14 protein-coding genes are annotated in these 17,771 nt (G+C 73.0%); 11 read left to right on the top strand and 3 right to left on the bottom strand.

Annotation, left to right across the window (positions count from 1 at the left end; translation table 11 throughout):
* Positions 1–21: 21 nt before the first annotated feature.
* From AC0VX2_RS05400 to AC0VX2_RS05425, 6 genes are read left to right on the top strand one after another with little or no spacing between them, the layout of a single operon-like run.
* Entirely contained in the window at positions 22–2,895 is a 2,874-nt protein-coding gene (locus tag AC0VX2_RS05400) for a DUF4040 family protein (protein WP_041102699.1), read from the top strand.
* On the top strand, positions 2,892–3,323 hold the full coding sequence (locus AC0VX2_RS05405) for a cation:proton antiporter subunit C (RefSeq protein ID WP_010078750.1): 432 nt from the start codon (positions 2,892–2,894) through the stop codon (positions 3,321–3,323). Before AC0VX2_RS05400 ends, AC0VX2_RS05405 begins: the two co-directional genes overlap by 4 nt.
* Positions 3,320–4,990, top strand: a complete 1,671-nt coding sequence (locus tag AC0VX2_RS05410; protein ID WP_010078749.1) for a monovalent cation/H+ antiporter subunit D family protein — start codon at positions 3,320–3,322, stop codon at positions 4,988–4,990. Before AC0VX2_RS05405 ends, AC0VX2_RS05410 begins: the two co-directional genes overlap by 4 nt.
* A gap of 38 nt (positions 4,991–5,028) precedes the next feature.
* Positions 5,029–5,463: a Na+/H+ antiporter subunit E gene (locus AC0VX2_RS05415; protein ID WP_010078748.1), complete on the top strand. Its 435-nt coding sequence runs from the start codon at positions 5,029–5,031 to the stop codon at positions 5,461–5,463.
* A complete protein-coding gene (locus tag AC0VX2_RS05420) occupies positions 5,460–5,744 on the top strand; it encodes an MrpF/PhaF family protein (protein WP_010078747.1) in 285 nt (94 codons plus the stop codon). Before AC0VX2_RS05415 ends, AC0VX2_RS05420 begins: the two co-directional genes overlap by 4 nt.
* Positions 5,745–5,757: 13 nt before the next feature.
* A complete protein-coding gene (locus AC0VX2_RS05425) occupies positions 5,758–6,135 on the top strand; it encodes a cation:proton antiporter (RefSeq protein WP_036315347.1) in 378 nt (125 codons plus the stop codon).
* A gap of 60 nt (positions 6,136–6,195) precedes the next feature.
* Here the strand turns inward: AC0VX2_RS05425 and AC0VX2_RS05430 are convergent, their stop codons facing one another.
* Positions 6,196–6,717 carry a PaaI family thioesterase gene (locus AC0VX2_RS05430; RefSeq protein ID WP_070708811.1) on the bottom strand — a complete coding sequence of 174 codons (522 nt, stop codon included), beginning with the start codon at positions 6,715–6,717 and terminating at the stop codon, positions 6,196–6,198.
* 67 nt (positions 6,718–6,784) lie between these two features.
* Here AC0VX2_RS05430 and polA point away from each other — a divergent pair, with 67 nt between their 5' ends.
* The 3 genes from polA (at position 6,785) to rpsA (ending at position 12,555) form a co-directional block, all read left to right on the top strand.
* Positions 6,785–9,598: a DNA polymerase I gene (gene polA, locus AC0VX2_RS05435; RefSeq protein WP_070708812.1), complete on the top strand. Its 2,814-nt coding sequence runs from the start codon at positions 6,785–6,787 to the stop codon at positions 9,596–9,598.
* Complete coding sequence (locus AC0VX2_RS05440) at positions 9,582–10,955, top strand: GNAT family N-acetyltransferase (protein WP_101965466.1); 1,374 nt, start codon at positions 9,582–9,584, stop codon at positions 10,953–10,955. The genes polA and AC0VX2_RS05440 overlap by 17 nt, the downstream gene beginning before the upstream one ends.
* Before the next feature lie 142 nt (positions 10,956–11,097).
* Entirely contained in the window at positions 11,098–12,555 is a 1,458-nt protein-coding gene (rpsA, locus tag AC0VX2_RS05445) for a 30S ribosomal protein S1 (RefSeq protein ID WP_036315338.1), read from the top strand.
* 135 nt (positions 12,556–12,690) lie between these two features.
* Here the strand turns inward: rpsA and AC0VX2_RS05450 are convergent, their stop codons facing one another.
* Positions 12,691–13,908, bottom strand: coding sequence for a class I SAM-dependent methyltransferase (locus tag AC0VX2_RS05450; RefSeq protein WP_223247536.1), 1,218 nt, complete (start codon positions 13,906–13,908; stop codon positions 12,691–12,693).
* A complete protein-coding gene (locus AC0VX2_RS05455; RefSeq protein ID WP_041102704.1) occupies positions 13,901–14,602 on the bottom strand; it encodes an IMPACT family protein in 702 nt (233 codons plus the stop codon). The genes AC0VX2_RS05450 and AC0VX2_RS05455 overlap by 8 nt, the downstream gene beginning before the upstream one ends.
* 154 nt (positions 14,603–14,756) lie before the next feature.
* Here AC0VX2_RS05455 and coaE (AC0VX2_RS05460) point away from each other — a divergent pair, with 154 nt between their 5' ends.
* Both coaE (AC0VX2_RS05460) and coaE (AC0VX2_RS05465) read left to right on the top strand, forming a co-directional pair.
* Positions 14,757–17,126, top strand: a complete 2,370-nt coding sequence (coaE, locus tag AC0VX2_RS05460) for a dephospho-CoA kinase (RefSeq protein ID WP_101965465.1) — start codon at positions 14,757–14,759, stop codon at positions 17,124–17,126.
* Entirely contained in the window at positions 17,123–17,770 is a 648-nt protein-coding gene (coaE, locus tag AC0VX2_RS05465) for a dephospho-CoA kinase (protein ID WP_036315330.1), read from the top strand. Before coaE (AC0VX2_RS05460) ends, coaE (AC0VX2_RS05465) begins: the two co-directional genes overlap by 4 nt.
* The last annotated feature ends 1 nt before the right edge of the window (position 17,771 follow it).

Genomic DNA, 17,771 nt, shown 5'->3' on the forward strand with positions numbered 1-17,771 from the left:
ACCCGAGCTGAGTGGTGTCCTGTGCTCCTGACCAGTCTCCTGCTGACCCTCCTCTCGGTGGTGGCGGCCGTTCCGGCCTCCCGCGTGCTGGGCAGGGATGCGGGCTGGGTCCTGGCCGCACCCCTGCTCGCCGCGGCCGGCGTGCTGATCGCGGCGTGGACGGGCGACGTCCGGACGGAGCACCATCCGTGGATCCCCGCGGTCGGGGTGGACCTCGACCTCCGGCTGAACGGCCTGGCCCTGGTGTTCGCCATGATCGTCCTCGTCATCGGCGCCGCGATCCTCGCCTACTCCAGCCGGTACCTCAGTCGGGACCGCACGGAGAGCCGACCCGGCTCCTTCTACCTGCTGATGACCGCGTTCGCGGCGTCGATGCTGCTGCTGGTGCTCGCCGACAACATCGTGGTCCTCTTCGTTGCGTGGGAGTTCACCTCCTTCACCTCCTTCTTCCTCATCGGGCGCTCGGGGGACCATGCCCGCGACCCCGCGATCCGGACCCTGCTCGTGACCGTGGGCGGCGGCCTCGCGCTGCTGGCCGCCGTCGCCCTCATGGCCGTGCGGACCGGCACTGCCTCGCTGTCCGGGGTGTTGGCCTCGGACGTGTGGTCCGAGGCGGGCTTCACCACCACGGTCGCCGTCCTGCTGGCGGTGGCCGCGTTCACCAAGTCCGCCCAGTTCCCGTTCCAGGCGTGGCTGCCGGACTCCATGGTGGCCATCTCCCCGGTCTCCGCCTACCTGCACGCCGCGGCGATGGTCAAGGCCGGCATCTTCCTGCTGCTGGTGTTCAGCCCGGTCCTGGCCGGGAACCCGGTGTGGTCCGCGCTGTTGATCGGCTCGGGCCTCATCACGGCCCTGCTGGGCGCCGTCTCCGCGATCCGTCGCCACGACCTCAAGGGTCTGCTGGCCTACTCCACGATGAGCCAGTTGGGCCTGCTGGTGACCGCCATCGGCATCGGCACCCCCGTCGCGCTTACCGCGGCGATCGTGCACACCGTGGCGCACGCGCTGTTCAAGTCGGCGCTGTTCATGCTGATCGGCGTGGTCGACCACGAGGCCGGCACCCGCGACCTGCGAGAGCTCGCGGCCCGCCACGTGCGCATGCCGGTCACCGGCACGGCGATCGCCGTCGCCGCCCTGTCGATGGCGGGCATCCCGCCGCTGTTCGGCTTCATCTCCAAGGAGGGCCTGGTCGAGGCCGCTCTCGGGACCCCCGGTCCCGCATGGCTCCCCGTCCTCGTCACCGCCGGCATCGCCCTGACCTCCGTTTTCACCGTGGCCTACTCCGGCCGTCTCGTGCTCGGCGCCCTGGGCCTCTGGGGTCCAAGCCCGGACGGGGCCGCCCATTCGTGGCCGACCGGCCGGGAGGACGAGGTCCACGAGGCTCCTGCCACCTTCTGGGGCGTGCCCGTGCTGGCCGCGGCCGCGGGCGTGGCCCTGGGCCTGCTGCCCGGTGTGCTGGACACCCCCGTCTCCTACGCGGCCGAGGCCGCCTCCGGCGCGGAGGTGCACGCGCACCTGGCGCTGTGGCACGGCGTGAACACGGCCCTGCTCGTCTCCGCCGCCATCATCGTGCTCGGTCTGCTGCTGGTGGCCTTGCGCCGCCCGGTGGAGCGCGTGGCCTCCCACGCCGCCCTGCCGTTCTCCGCCCTGGATGCGGTGGACGAGGTTCGGCACCGGCTGATCGGCGTCGGCGCGGTCGTCTCGCGCGCCTCCGGCACCCTGGCTCCCCGCCCCCACCTCCTCATCCCCGCCCTGGTCCTGGGGCTCCTCGCCGTGGCCGGTGTCGCCACGATCGAGGATTTGCCCGCCGTCGTCGGCCAGCCCTCGCGCTGGCACGACTGGGTGCTGGTCGTCCTGGTGGGTGCCGGCGTGATCGCCACCATCCGCGCCAAGACGCGCATCGCCGCCATGGTGGTGGTCGGCGTCGTAGGGTTCGGCATGACCCTGTGGTTCCTCACCCTCGGCGCCGTGGACGTGGCCCTGACCCAGCTGATGGTCGAGGTGCTCACGGTGTGCGTCATGGTGCTGCTGCTGCGCCGCCTGCCCGCCCGCTTCAGCGACGAGCCGACCCCGCGCAGGATGCAGGCGGTCCTCGCCGCCTCCGTCGCCGGCGTCGCCGCGACCCTGGGCGTGCTCGCGTTCACCGGCCGCTCCAGCATGTCGGAGATCGCCCACTTCTACCTGACCCAGAGCTATGCCCAGGCTGGGGGGACCAACGTGGTGAACGTGATCCTCGTGGACTTCCGCGCCGTGGACACGTGGGGCGAGATGACCGTGCTCGGGGCGACGGCGCTGACCATCGCGGCCCTGTTGCTCAACCGTCGGCCGACGCCTCCACAGCCCTCCGCCGTGGACATGCGCTCCCCACTCGCCCACGTGCGCGAGAACCTCGTCCACATCCGGGTGTTCGGCCGTGTCTTCGGCGTGCTGATCATCCTGCTGTCCGCGTTCCTGCTGCTGCGCGGGCACTACGAGCCCGGCGGCGGCTTCATCGCCGCACTGGTCGCCGGTGCCGGCTACGCCCTGCTCTACCTGGCCGCCGACTCGGACACGGCCCCGGAGTTGCGGTGGCCGTACCTGGCCTTCATCGGCTCGGGCATCGCCGTCGGCACCGCGACGGGGATCGTCGGTTACCTCACCGGCAAGGGCTTCCTCGGAGCCGCGGGAGTGAAGGTCCTGGACTACGGGCTCTCCACCACGCTCGCGTTCGACATGGGCGTGTACCTGGCCGTGATCGGCCTGATCGTGGCCGCGTTCTCCCTGCTCGGCCCCGAGCGGCCGGGTGAGGACCCGCTCCGCGCCTCGAGCCGTGACCCCGGCGTCGCGCCGGCGGCCCCGTCCTCCGATCCCTCGGCCCCGACCACCACGACTGCACGAGAGGAGGTCACCCGATGACCGTCGCCCTTACCGTGGGACTTCTGACCTTCGGCGCGTTCTACCTGTTCTCCAAGCGCGAGCTGCTGCGCGTGATCCTCGGCATGGTCCTGCTGGGCCACGCCGCCAACCTGGCCATCATCGCCGCGGGCGGCACCGACCGCCGCGGGCTGCCCTTCGCGGGGACCTCAGACGTCGAGGTGCAGGCCGATGCCCTGCCGCAGGCCTTCGTCCTGACCGCTATCGTGATCGCCTTCGCGATCACCGTGCTGCTGCTCGCGCTGGCCGTCACCGGGCGCGCGGACGACGCGGTGGCCTCGCCGGGGGAGACCCGCGACTCCCTGGAGCAGGCCGCCGCCGACGCACGCTTCCCGCGCGAGGAGCGGCACGCCGCGGCCGGCCGGATCGCGCAGCACTACGCCGGCCAGGGCCCGGAGGTGCGTCGATGAGCGCCGTCCCGCTGGGCCAGCTGCTGCCCCTCTTCGCCGCCGTCCCGCTGCTGTCCGCCGGTCTGCTCGTGCTGGCGGGGGAGCGTCCCCGCCTCCACCGGGCAGTCCTGTTCGCGGTGCTCGGACTCGTCACCACCGGCGGGCTGGCCCTGGGCGTCCACGCCCTCGACGGGTCCGTGCTCGCCACCTCGCTGGGCGGCTGGCCCGGGGGCATCGGGATCGGCTTCGCAGCGGACATGCTGTCCGCCCTGATGCTCGTGCTCACGAGCGCCCTCACGATCGTGGGCGCGGCGTTCGCCTACGGCTCCCGCGTCGCTAACTCCCAGTTCTTCGCCCCGCTGCTCCTGATCCTCATCGGCGGAGTCAACGGCGCCCTGCTGACGGCGGACCTGTTCAACCTGTTCGTGTTCATCGAGGTCATGTTGGTGCCCAGCTACGGCCTCTACGTCCTCTCCGCCAACCGCCGTGAGCCCCTGCGCCGAGTGGACGGGGCGCGGCTGTACGTCACCCTCAACCTGCTAACCTCCACGATCCTCCTGGTCGGCGTCGGCTTCGTCTACGGGCTGACCGGCTCGGTGAACCTCGCGATGCTCGCCGGGTCCGCCGCGGCGGACCCACGCATCGCGATCGCCGCGGGCATGGTGCTGTTCGCACTGTCCATCAAGGCCTCGGTGGCCCCGCTGCACGGCTGGCTGGCCTGGGCGTACTCCTCGACCTCCCCGGCGGTGACGGCCCTCTTCGCCGCCCTGCACACCAAGGTCGCCGTGTACGGGCTCTACCGGATCTACTCCGTCATGTACGACGGCGATGCGCGTCTGCTGCCGCTCATCCTGGTCCTGTCCCTCGCCACCCTCGTGGTGGGTGCGCTCGCCTCGGTCGGTGAGCACGGTGTGCGCGCCGTGTTGTCGTGGCAGATGGTGAGCGGCATCGGCGGCATCCTCGTCGGACTCGGGCTCTCCACGCGCCTGGGTCTCGCGGCGGGCCTGTTCTACCTCGTGCACCACATGGTGGCGATGGGCTGCCTCCTGATGGCCGCCGGCGCGATCGAGGTGCGCTACGGCACCGGCCGTCTCGCGGACCTGCAGGGCCTGGCCCGGCGCGAGCCGCTGATCGCCGTCGCCTTCTTCGTGGGCCTGCTCTCCCTGGTCGGCATCCCGCCCTTCTCCGGGTTCGTGGGCAAGCTCATGCTCGTCAGCGCCGGCCTGGACGCCGGCCGCGGTGTCACCGCTGCGCTGGTGCTGGGCGCCTCCCTGGTGAGCCTGTGGGCTCTGCTGCGGGTGTGGGACGCCTGGTTCTGGGGCGCTCCGACGGCCCCACACGGGCACCGCGAGCGCCTGGCCACCGCGGCCATGCCCATCGTGGGCCGGGCGGGCTCCGTGCCGTCGCCCTCCGGCCGCGGCTCGAGCACCGACCACGAGCGCACCGAGTCGTGGGCCTCGCAGGAAACCCTCGATCCGCCCACGGGCGTGCTGCCGGTGACCGTGGATCCGGACGAGGACGTCACGCGCTCCCGCATCCCAGGCCGGCTGGCCGCCCCCGCCGTCGTCCTAGCTATGGCCACCCTCGCCCTCGGGCTCGGCGGTCAGGCCCTGTGGACCGTCACCGACCTCGCGGCTCAGGGCCTGATGGACCCCAGCAGGTACATCGAGGCGGTGCTCAACCCATGAGCACCGCACTCCCGCAGCCTCCGGAAGGAGACGCCCCCATGCACACCGTCGCCCCCGCCGACGGGACCGTCGACCTGGCGCCCGGCACGGCCTCCGCCGTGTCCTGGCCTTGGCGGTGGCTCGTGTTCTGGTGCTGGTACGCGTGGGCCCTGGTGACCTCTTCGAAGGCGGTCATCAAGGACCTCGTCACCCCCGGCGTCCAGGCGCGCTCGGGCATCGCCCGCGTGCGCAGCAACTGCCGCACGGACGCCGAGGTCACCCTGCTCTCGGCGCTGATCACCCTGACGCCCGGCACGTTGACGCTGGGCACCCGGCGTGCCGGCGCCGTCGGTGACGAGGACGGTGACCCGGACGCGCGGCGCCTGCTCTACGTGCACGGCCTGTACGCTGACGACGCCGACGCCCTGCGCGCGGAGATCCACGACATGGAGGCGCGCATGCTCCACGCGATGCGGAAGACGGGGGTGGCATGATGCCCTTCGCCTACGACTGGTCCCTGGTGGGGATCGACCTGGCCATCGCGCTGCTGACCGTGTCGGCGCTCGTGTCCGCGTACCGGATCGTGGTGGGCCCGCTCGACGCGGACCGCGCGGTCTCGGGCGACCTGCTCACGTTCAGCGTGCTCGGGATGCTCGTGCTGTTCGGCGTCCGGGCGGACAACCCGTGGACGTTCGACTTGGTCCTGATCGCCGCGGTCGTGGCCTTCCTGTCCGGCATGTCCCTGGCCCGCGCGCTCACGCGCGGCAAGCGTTGAGGAGGTCGCACCCGTGGACGTCGTCCTGACCGCCGCCGGCTCCGTGCTCGTGGTGATCGGAGCCCTTGCGTTCGTCACCGCGGGACTCGGTCTGATCCGGTTCCCCGACCCCTACACCCGCGTCTCCGCCGTGGGCACCGCCGGCGGCGTCGGGATGATCCTGATCGTGGTGGGCGCCCTGCTACTGGCCCCGGGGGTGGCCGCGTTCGTGAAGGTGGCCCTGATCGTGGTGCTGCAGCTGGGCTCGGCCTCGGTGGCCACCATGGCCCTGGGCCGCTCGGCCTACCTCACCGGGGTGCCCATGAACCCCGGGCACTACGACGAGCTCGCCGAGGACACCCCGGGGCGCGAGCACGGCGAGCCCGCTCCCCGCGCGCCGGACGAGGTCTGAGACCGCTCGCACGCGGCGTCGGACCGGCCCGTCCCGTCTCCCGGGGCGGGCCGTGCCGCCTCAGGGGCGCGGCGCCAGGACCAGGTTAGTGATGCGGGCGGTCGAGAGCCGCCGGCCCTGCTCGTCCGTCATCACCACCTCATGGGTGACGAGGGTGCCGCCCAGGTGGACGGCGGTCGCGGTGCCGGTCACGAGGCCCGAGCGGACGGCCCGGTGGTGCGTGGCGCTGATCTCGACCCCGACGACGTTGCGGTCCGGCCCGGCGTGGATCTTCGCGGCCATCGAGCCCAGGGACTCGGCGAGCACGAGGTGGGCGCCGCCGTGCAGCAGCCCGACGGGCTGCTCGTTGCCCGCCACGGGCAGGGTGGCGACGGCTCGCTCGGCCGTGAGCTCGAGGAAGCGCAGACCCATCTTCTGGGCGAGGGGGCTGATCGCCGCGCCGCCGAGCGCGGCGACGAGCTCGGGCGTCAGACCGGCCTCGGCGCAGGCCGCCGCCAGCTCGGCGGGGCTCAGCTCGGGGGTGACGCCGGGGCGGTACACGCGGTCGGAGGCGGCGGGGGTGGTCGCAGTGTGCTCACTCATGAGCACTAGGCTGGCACACGCGACCGGTGCGCCCCGCGCCGCGCGCCGAGAGGAGACGTGAGCACCCATGGCGGCAGATCCGACCCCAGAGGCCCCACAGCGGCTGCTGGTCCTGGACGGGCACTCGATGGCGTTCCGCGCGTTCTACGCGCTGCCCGCCGAGAACTTCGCCACGGACACGGGCCAGCACACGAACGCCGTGTACGGCTTCACCGCCATGCTCCTGACCATGATCCGGCAGCAGCGGCCCACGCACGTGGCCGTGGCGTTCGACCTCTCCGGGCCCACGTTCCGCTCCGAGGAGTACGGGGAGTACAAGGCCGGCCGCTCCGAGACGCCCGCGGAGTTCGCGGGCCAGATCGAGCTGACCGTGAAGGTCATGGAGGCCCTGGGCATCCCCACGCTCACGCTGGAGGGCTACGAGGCCGACGACATCGTGGCCACACTGTCCGCGCGCGCCGAGGAGGCGGGGTGGGAGGCCGTCGTCGTCTCCGGTGACCGGGACGCGTTCCAGCTCATCTCCGAGCGCACCACCGTGCTCTACCCCAAGAAGGGCGTCTCCGACATCCCGCCGATGGATGCGGACGCCGTCATGGCCAAGTACGGGGTCGCCCCCGCCCAGTACCCCGAGCTCGCGGCCCTCGTCGGCGAGGCCGCGGACAACCTGCCCGGAGTGCCCGGCGTCGGCCCCGGGTTCGCCGCGAAGTGGCTGAAGCAGTACGGGGACCTCGACGGCGTGCTCGCGCACGCGCACGAGATCACGGGCAAGAAGGGGGAGGCGCTGCGCGAGCATCTCGAGGACGTGCGCCGCAACCGCCGCCTCAACGCCCTCGTGCGCGACCTCGACCTGCCGATCGGGCTCGAGGCGATGCGGCTCGAGATGCCGGAGCGCGAGCCCGTGGAGGAGCTGTTCGACGCGTTGCAGTTCAACCGCATCCGGGAGCGCGTGTTCGAGGTGTTCGGTGAGCGGGTGGGCGAGGACGCGCCGCCCCCCGAGGCCGAGGCCGCCCCGGAGTTCACCGAGGCGACGACGGCCGAGGACGTGCGATCCTTCCTCGCCGCCGAGGCCGGCAACCTGCTCGGCGTCCACGTGGACGTCGAGGGCCCGGCCCTGCTGCCCCGCCGCAAGGTGCCCGTGCCCGGCACGTTCGGCACGCCCGTCGGCGTCGCGCTGGTGGGCGAGCACGCGGGCCTGCACGTCACCCTCGACGGCGACGCCCCGGACCCGGCGCTGGTGGCCGCCGTGCGCGAGGCCCTGGGCGAGGGCGGACTGGCCAAGGCCGTGCACGACCTCAAGCGCACGCTCAAGGCGCTGGCCGCGCCCACCGAGGGGGACGGGCTCGGCCGGGACGCGGCCCTGGACGGCGTGGTGGACGACGTGCTGCTTTCGGCCTACCTGATCCAGCCGGACCGGCGGGACACCTCGCTCGAGGCGCTGGCGGAGGCGCATCTGCACACCCCCCTCACCGCCCCGCGCGAGCCCGCGCAGCAGCGGGCGCAGGGGACGTTCGACCTCGACGGGGGTCAGGCCGCCGCCGAACGCGCGGACCGCGCCGCGGACGCCGTGAGGGCCGCCTGGGTGGTGCGCCGTCTCTCCACCCAGTTCACGCCCCAGGTGCTCGACCGCGGGGCCCAGCGGCTGCTGCAGGAGCTCGAGATCCCGCTCTCGCGGCTGCTCGCCCGGATGGAGCTGACCGGCATCGCCGTCGACGTCGACGCCCTGACCGGCCTGCGCGAGGACTTCACCGACGCCGCCGACGCCGCCAAGGAGTCCGCGTGGGCGTCCGTCGCGGAGGAGACCGGCGGGATGCAGGTCAACCTCGGCTCGCCCAAGCAGCTGCAGGAGGTGCTGTTCGAGCGGCTCAACATGCCGCGCACGCGCAAGACGAAGACCGGCTACTCCACGGACGTGGACTCGCTGCAGGACCTGCTCGAGCAGACCCGGCACCCGTTCCTCGAGAACCTGATGGCCCACCGTGACGCCACGAAGCTCCGGCAGACCGTGGAGGGGCTGCTCGAGACCGTCGCCCCGGACGGCCGCATCCACACCACCTACTCGCAGACCGCCGCCGCCACGGGCCGGCTGTCTTCGCTGCACCCGAACCTCCAGAACATCCCGGTGCGCACCGAGGCGGGCCGCCGCATCCGTGAGGTGTTCGTGGCGGACGAGGTGGCCGGCGAGCAGGCCGTGCTGCTCTCGGCCGACTACTCCCAGATCGAGATGCGCATCATGGCGCACCTGTCCGAGGACGAGGGGCTGATCCAGGCCTTCCGCGAGGGCGAGGACCTGCACTCGTTCGTCGGCTCGCAGGTGTTCGGCGTGGACCCGGACGACGTCACCGCCGAGCAGCGTGCCAAGGTGAAGGCGATGAGCTACGGCCTGGCCTACGGGCTGTCCTCCTTCGGGCTGTCCAAGCAGCTGAAGATCTCGGTGGACGAGGCGCGCGGCCTCATGAAGGGCTACTTCGACCGCTTCGGCGGCGTGCGCGACTACCTGCGCGACGTCGTCGCGCAGGCCCGGCAGGACGGGTACACCTCGACGATCGAGGGGCGCCGCCGCTACCTGCCGGACCTCAGCTCGGACAACCGTCAGCTGCGGGACATGGCCGAGCGCGCCGCGCTCAACGCCCCCATCCAGGGCTCGGCCGCGGACATCATCAAGCGCGCGATGCTCGATGTGCAGGCCGGCCTCGAGGAGCACGGGCTGGCCTCGCGGCTGCTGCTGCAGGTCCATGACGAGCTCATCCTCGAGGTCCCGGCCGCCGAGCTCGAGCAGGCCACGGCGCTCCTGAAGGAGCGGATGGGCCGGGCGGCCGAGCTCTCCGTGCCGCTCGACGTGCACGTCGGCCGGGGAAGGAGCTGGCATGACGCCGCACACTGACACACCGGAGGGTCCGTCGCTGCGGCGGCTGGCCGACGCCGCCGAGGCCCGGCTCGGCGAGCACGGCCTCGCGCTGCGCGACCTCGGGGTCCTCGGCCCCGAGGACCCCGCCGCATCGCACTTCGCGGCCGCGGTCGAACGGGGCTTCTACGAGACGGTGCCCACGGGCGCCGCGCTCCGCCAGCAGCTCGAGGCCCACGCGGCCGACGGACGGCGCCGGCTCGGCGTCTACGCGCCGGGGGAGGACCCGGCGGCCCGCCGCCCCGCCGCCACCTTCGAGGACTTCGTGCAGCCGCTGACCACGTGGCCCGGCCGCGCCGTCGACGCGTGGCTGATCACCGACGTGACCGTCTCGCCGGACGCCCGCCGGCGCGGCGTGCTGCGGGCCATGATGCTCAGGTCCCTCGCGGACGCCCGCGACGCCGGCCTGTGCGCGGCCGCCCTGACCGCGACCGAGGCCGCCATCTACGGCCGCTTCGGCTTCGGGGCCGCCACCCGGTGGCACGCCGTGCGGATCGACGTCTCGGGCGCCCCCGCGCTCACGGGTGCCCCGGCCGGCGGGCGGGTCACGGTCGAGGAGCCGCGGGAGATGCCCGGCCTCGTCGACGAGCTGTACGGACGGGTGCTGCCGGCCACCCCCGGCTCGGTCCAGCGGACCTCGTTCAGCGTGCCTCGCTGGGAGGACCGCGAGGCGAGCCGGAACGAGGGGCGCGGCTCGGGGCTGTACGCGGCGGTCCACCGCGACGACGACGGGCGGGTCCAGGGCGTCGCGCTGTATCGGTTCGAGGGCTGGGAGAAGGAGCCGCCCACGATCACCGTCACCGCGTTCCTCGCGGCGACCGCCGACGCGCGGCGCGGGCTCGTCCACCACCTGGCCCGGCTGGACCTGGTCGAGCGGATCGAGTGGGGCCGCGCACCCGAGCCCGGTTGGCTCGAGGCGCTCTTCGTCGACGAGCGGCGGGTGAGCCGGCACCGCGGCTCCGACGACCTGTACCTGCGGGTCCTGAACCTGCCCGCCGCCATGGCGGCCCGTGGCTGGGCGGGCGACGGGGAGGTCGTCGTCGCCGTCGAGGACGCGCTCGGCGCGATCGACGGGACGTGGCGGCTCACCGTCCGCCAGGGGCGCGGCGCCGCCGAGCGGCTGGGCCCCGCGGCCGACGCCGTCCGCATGGGCGCGGGGCTCCGGCTCGACGCGGCCCGGTTCTCCGCGCTCTGGCTCGGCGGGCACTCCCGCGGGGCCGGCGCCGCGGTGCTGGCGGAGGCCGGTGTCGTGGCGGAGCTGCGGGCCGGCGCGGCGGAGGCGTTCGACGGGCTTGTGCGACCCAGCCGACCCCTGCACACCCTCGTCGGCTTCTGATACGCTGGACGAGCACATTCGTGCGCGTTTGATACATGTCCATCACGACCCACGCCGGGTGGGGCCCCTCTGGTGCCCGGATGCCGCCCACCGGCGGCATCGATCCCGACGTGACCCCCGATCCCAACGGAGTCCCTCCTACATGACCACCACTTCCAACGCCCCGCAGGTCGCCATCAACGACATCGGCTCTGCCGAGGACCTGCTCGCCGCCATCGACGCGACCATCAAGTACTTCAACGATGGCGACCTCGTCGAGGGCACCGTCGTCAAGGTGGACCGCGACGAGGTCCTGCTCGACATCGGCTACAAGACCGAGGGCGTCATCCCGTCCCGCGAGCTGTCCATCAAGCACGACGTGGACCCGGACGAGGTCGTGGCCGTGGGCGACACCGTCGAGGCCCTGGTCCTCACCAAGGAGGACAAGGAGGGTCGCCTGATCCTCTCGAAGAAGCGCGCCCAGTACGAGCGCGCCTGGGGCGACATCGAGAAGATCAAGGAGGAGGACGGCGTCGTCGAGGGCACCGTCATCGAGGTGGTCAAGGGCGGCCTCATCCTCGACATCGGCCTGCGCGGCTTCCTCCCGGCCTCCCTCGTGGAGATGCGCCGCGTGCGCGACCTGGCCCCCTACATCGGCCAGAAGCTCGAGGCGAAGATCATCGAGCTGGACAAGAACCGCAACAACGTGGTCCTGTCCCGCCGCGCCTGGCTCGAGCAGACCCAGTCCGAGGTCCGCTCCAACTTCCTCCACAAGCTGGAGAAGGGCCAGGTCCGCAACGGCACCGTGTCCTCCATCGTCAACTTCGGCGCCTTCGTGGACCTGGGCGGCGTGGACGGCCTCGTGCACGTCTCCGAGCTGTCCTGGAAGCACATCGACCACCCGTCCGAGGTCGTCGAGGTGGGCCAGGAGGTCACCGTCGAGGTCCTCGAGGTGGACATGGACCGCGAGCGTGTCTCCCTGTCGCTGAAGGCGACCCAGGAGGACCCGTGGCAGCTCTTCGCCCGCACCCACGCCCTCGGCCAGGTCGTGCCGGGCAAGGTCACCAAGCTCGTGCCGTTCGGTGCGTTCGTCCGCGTGGAGGACGGCATCGAGGGCCTCGTGCACATCTCGGAGCTGGCCTCGCGCCACATCGACACCGCCGAGCAGGTCGTGTCGGTCAACGACGAGCTGTTCGTCAAGGTCATCGACATCGACCTCGAGCGTCGCCGCATCTCCCTGTCCCTCAAGCAGGCCAACGAGGGCGTGGACCCCGAGGGCACCGAGTTCGACCCGGCGCTCTACGGCATGGCCGCGGAGTACGACGAGGAGGGCAACTACAAGTACCCCGAGGGCTTCGACGTCGAGACCAACGAGTGGATGGAGGGCTTCGAGACCGAGCGCGCCGCCTGGGAGCAGCAGTACGCCGACGCTCAGGCCCGCTGGGAGGCCCACAAGGAGCAGGTGCGCCGCTCCCTCCAGGAGGAGGCCACCGCCGGCGCCGACGCCGGTGCGGGCCTGGGCGGCTCGTCCTACTCCTCCGAGGCCCCGTCCTCGGACGGAGGCACCCTGGCCTCCGACGAGGCCCTCGCCGCCCTGCGCGAGAAGCTCACCGGCAACTGATCGCCGCCGTGCGTGGCCGTCCCTGACGGCCCGCGCCGAGCACCCGACGCCCCGTCCCTCCCTCCGGAGGGGCGGGGCGTCGTCGTGTCCCGGGGGACTGGCCGCGGGGGAGCGGACGGGACCCGGCGGCCGCGCTCAGCGGCGCTCGGAGACCGTCACGGTGAACGTGCGGTCGCGCGCCGTCTGCCGAGTCGGCCCGACGAGGTCCTCCAGCACCGACCGGTACCGCAGGTGCGAGTTCCAGACGCACCACAGCCGGCCGCCCGGCTCCAGCACCCGCGCCGCGGCCGCCACCAGCCGGTGCGCCACGGAGGGGTCCACGGCGTTGCCGTCGTGGAACGGGGGATTCAGGAGCACGCACTCCTCCTCCCCGTCCGGCCACGTGGCCAGCGCGTCGTCGCGCACGGCCCGGACGCGGTCCGCCACGCGGTTCGCACGGGCCGTGGCCAGCGTCGAGGCCACCGCCACGGCGGACTGGTCGGTGGCCACCACGGTGACGTGCGGCCACAGCCGCGCTGCCCCGACCGAGAGCAGCCCGTTGCCGCAGCCCAGGTCCACGACGCGCCCCGGCGGGCGCGGGTCGTCGGCGAGCGAGGCGAGCAGCAGACGGGAGCCCGGGTCGGCGGCGGCTCCGCCGAAGGTGCCGGCGTGGGCCACCAGGTGCAGGCGCCCCACGCCGGGGACGTCGCGGTCGGCCTCCTCCGGCGGCCGGGCGGTCACGCCGGGACGTGGGCCCCGGGCCGTGAGCACGCGCGCCTTGCGGCGTCCCCGTCCGGCGACGACGTCCTCGAACGCCGCGCCCAGCACCGCGTTCATGCGCGGACTCATGTGCTTGTCGCGGCCGCCGGCCAGCAGGACCACGCCGGGGTCGGCGGCGGCCGACACGATCCGGGACAGCCGGTCGAGCTCGTCGAGCGAGCGGGGCAGCGGCAGCAGGACCGTCCGGGCGCCCCGGGCCGCCTCCTCAGGCGTGGCCGTTCGCTCGAGCTCGCCCGTCTCCCCGCCGAGGCGACCGGCGGCGCGCCACGCGGCGAGGTTCGCGTCCAGCGAGCGCTCGGCGGAGGCGTCGTCCTGGTGGATCCGCACGTCGTGGCCGGCCGTGAGCAGGGGCAGGGTCAGCGCGCCGTGCCGGTCCTCCAGGACGGCCACCGGGCCGGGGACGTGCCCGCTCGCGATCCACCCGGCCAGGGTGTCGAGCAGGAGCAGGTCCGCCGTGTCGTGGGCCTGGCGGTCGGGCTCGGTCGGCAGCGGCCACCGATCCAGCGCCGCGAAGTCCACGCCCGCGGTGAGGTCGTCCGGCAGCCCGCCACGGGCGACATCGGGGGTGACCCCCCGGGGCAACGGCTCACTCATGGTCCACCCAGTCCTCTCCGATCCGTTCCGCACGCCCCGCGCCGGCCGTGACGTCCGCGAGCCGCGCCGCGAACGCCGCGCGGGCCTCCTCGGTGTCCGGCACGCCGACCGTCAGGCGGACCGCCGCGGCGCCGTAGCTCGCTTCCAGCACCGACACGCCCGCCGCGCGCAGCTCGTTCTCCCACCGGCCGGCGTCGGTGTGGGGCGCCTCCACCGCGAGCAGGGCCAGCCGGGAGCGGGTGCGCAGCGGGGCGGCGTCGAGTGCCCCGGACACCGAGTCCGAGTAGGCGCGCACCAGGCCCCCGGCGCCCAGCTTGATCCCCCCGAACCAGCGCACGACGACGGCGCACACGTCCGTCAGGTCGGTCCGGCCCGGCGCGGTCTCGCGCTGGAGGACGGCCTCGAGCATGGGGACGCCGGCCGTGCCGGCGGGCTCGCCGTCGTCGCTGGAGCGCATCCGGTCCCGGGCGGGGCCGAGGACGAACGCGCTGCACACGTGCCGCGCGTCGTGGTGCCGGCGCCGCAGGACGGCGACCATCTCGCGCGCCTGCGCCTCGTCCTCGACGCGCCCGAGGTAGGTGAGGAAGCGGCTGCGGCGGATCTCCACCTCCCGTTCCAGCCAGCCGTCGGGGTCGCGGGCGGACGCCGGCAGGACCGTGCAGCGCGCGGTCGGGGCGGGGGCGGGATCGGGCATGACCCCACCCTAGGGGCCGGCCGAGGACGGGCACGCCGTCGAGCCCGGACGTGAGCTTCGGTACAGTGGAAGACCGTGCCACCCGGCACCGGCCCACCGGTGAGCGAGCACGCGTGCCGCCGCGGGCCTCCCACGACCCTGTCCCGGGAGACTCATGACTTCCCCGCTCACTCGCCTGCACGACACGTTGGGGCTCCGCACGAGTCCGGCGATCTTCTTCGGCTCGGCCGCCGCGGTCGTGCTCTTCACCGCCGCGATGGGCCTGTTCCCTGGCCCGGTCCAGGCGGCCTTCGGCGTGGTCTCGAGCTGGCTGCGCTACGACGTCGGCTGGATCTACACCCTCAGCCTGACCCTGCTGGTGGCGTTCCTGTTCATCCTCGCCGTGACCCGGTACGGCCGGGTCAAGCTCGGCGACGACGACGCGGTGCCGGAGTACTCCGGCCTGACCTGGTTCGGCATGATGTTCGCCGCCGGCGTCGGCGCGGTGCTGATGTTCTGGGGCATCGCGGAGCCGATGAACCACTACGCCAACCCGCCCATGGCGGGGACGGAGCCGTTCTCCGACCGCGCGGCCTCGGAGGCCATGGCGATCGCGAACTTCCACTTCGGCATCCACATGTGGGCGATCCTGCTCGTCCCGGGCCTGTGCTTCGGCTACTTCACGTACAAGCGCAAGCTGCCCCCGCGCGTGTCCTCCGCCTTCCAGCCCCTCCTCGGCGATCGCATCCACGGCCCCATCGGCAAGACGATCGACATCATCGCCGTGGTCTCCACCGTGTTCGGCCTCGGCGTGTCCGTGGGCCTGGGCGCCCTGCAGATCAACGCGGGCATGAACTACGTGCTGGGCACCCCCGTGGCCGGCTGGGTCCAGGCGCTCATCCTGGCCGTCATCACCGCCGTGGGCACGGCCTCCGTGCTGGTCGGCATGGACAAGGGCGTCAAGCGGCTGTCCTACGCCAACATCCTGCTGGCGATCGCCCTGCTCGTGTACGTCCTGATGTGGGCCGTCTCCAGCATGGACGTCATCCGCGGCACCGTGCAGGCGATCGGCGAGTACGCCTCCATGCTGCCCGTGCTCTCCACCTACAACGACACGTACAACTCGGGCCAGTGGTCCGGTGACTGGACCGTTTTCTACTGGGCCTGGACCGTGACGTGGGCGCCCTTCGTGGGGATGTTCTTCGCCCGCATCTCACGCGGCCGCACCATCCGCTCCTTCATCATGGCCGGCCTCGGCCTGCCCACGGCGTTCGTCATCATCTGGATGGGCATCTACGGCTACTCCGCGTTCCAGTCGGACCGCGCCACCGCGCCGGCGCCGGGCCAGGGCGGTGACCTCACGCAGACGATCGTCACCGACGGCAACGTCCAGGCCGCCCTGTTCCAGCACCTGCAGGGCACGCCGCTCTACACGGTGGCCGCGGTCGTGGCGCTCGTGGTCATCACGCTGTTCTTCATCACCTCGATCGACTCGGGCGCGCTCGTGATGGACGCGATGGCCAATGGCCACGAGGATGCCGCGCCCCGCCGCCAGTCCGTGTTCTGGGCCGTGTCCATCGGCGCGGTCTGCGCGGCCATCATCCTCACCGCGGGCGAGAACGGCCTGGCGGCGCTGCAGGAGGTCATCATCGTGATCGGCCTGCCCATCCTGCTCATCACCGTCACGCAGGCCGCACTGCTGCTGCAGGCCCTGCGCGAGGACGCGGGTGCCGCGCGGCCCATGCGGACCCGCCAGTGGAAGCAGGTGCTGCCGGTCGAGGAGTACCGCCGCCGCGCCACCGAGGACGGCGTGGACGTCTCGGACTTCGTGATCCGCCCCGAGTTCGAGGTCGGCACCGAGCCGGAGAACGACACGCACACCCCGAAGACGTGGCACCAGCAGCGCATCGACGCGGCCAAGGCCCTCGTCACCGTCGGCCTGACCGGCGGCATCGCCGCGGGCCGCACCGAGGTCGGCGCGGAGCTCGAGCGGCTGGGCGCCGTCGTCGTGGAGTTCGACGACCTGATGGGGGAGATCCTCGTGCCCGGCAACCCCGTGCTCGAGGAGCTCCGCTCGGTCTTCGGCGAGGACATCGTCCGCGCGGACGGCACCCTGGACGCGCGCACCCTCAACCGGCTCACCACCGAGAGCTCGACCGCCCGGACGCGCATGTACGAGATCGTCTCCCCGGCGGTGCGCGACGAGGCGAACCGCCGGGCCCGCGAGATCGGCGAGGACTCCGTGCTGGTGGTCGACCTGGCCCTGCTGGCCGAGACCGGCTCCGGACAGGACTTCGACCAGGTGCTGGCCGTCTCCGCTCCCGCCGAGGTGCGCGTCGCCCGGCTCATGGAGTCCCACGACATGACCCGCGAGCGGGCCTGGGCCTTCATCGACGAGGAGGCGGCGGACGAGGAGCGGGCCGAGATCGCGGACACCGTGATCGAGAACGACGGCTCGCTCGAGGACCTGCAGGAGGCCGTCCGGGCATACTGGGAGGCCAAGATCCAGCCTCAGCTCGAGGCCGCCCGAGGAGAGCGCGTATGACCGAGACCGACCCGGTGGCCGAACGGCCGCGCGTCCATGTGGGCCTGACCGGCGGGATCGCCGCCGGCAAGTCCGCGGTGGCCCGTGTCCTGCAGGAGCGTGGCGCGCTCCTGGTGGACTCGGACGCCCTCGCCCGGCTGGTCCTCGAGAAGGGCACCGACGGGCTGGCCGCCGTCCAGGACGAGTTCGGGGACCGCGTCATCACCGCGGACGGTGAGCTCGACCGCGTCGAGATGGCCCGCATCGTCTTCGGGGACGAGGGCGCCCGACAGCGCCTGAACCGCATCGTGCACCCCCGGATCCGGGCTGCGGCCCGGCGCATCGTCGCCGAGGCCGGGCCGGACGCCGTCGTGGTCCAGGACGTGCCGCTGCTGGTGGAGACCGGGCAGGCGGACGCGTTCGACCTCGTGATCGTGGTGGAGGCCCCGCTCGAGGAGCGCCTGCGCCGGATGGTGGAGGACCGCGGCATGAGCCGCGCGGACGCCGAGGCGCGGATCGCGGCCCAGGCCACGGACGAGCAGCGGCGCGCCGTCGCGGACGTGGTCATCGTCAACGACGCCGACCTCGAGCGGCTCGCGTCCGTGGCGAACCAGGTGTGGGACCGGTTCCTCGCCCCCGGCGCGGCTGAGCCCTCGGCGGACTGAC

The organism is Micrococcus sp. iso_239 (assembly GCF_056173395.1).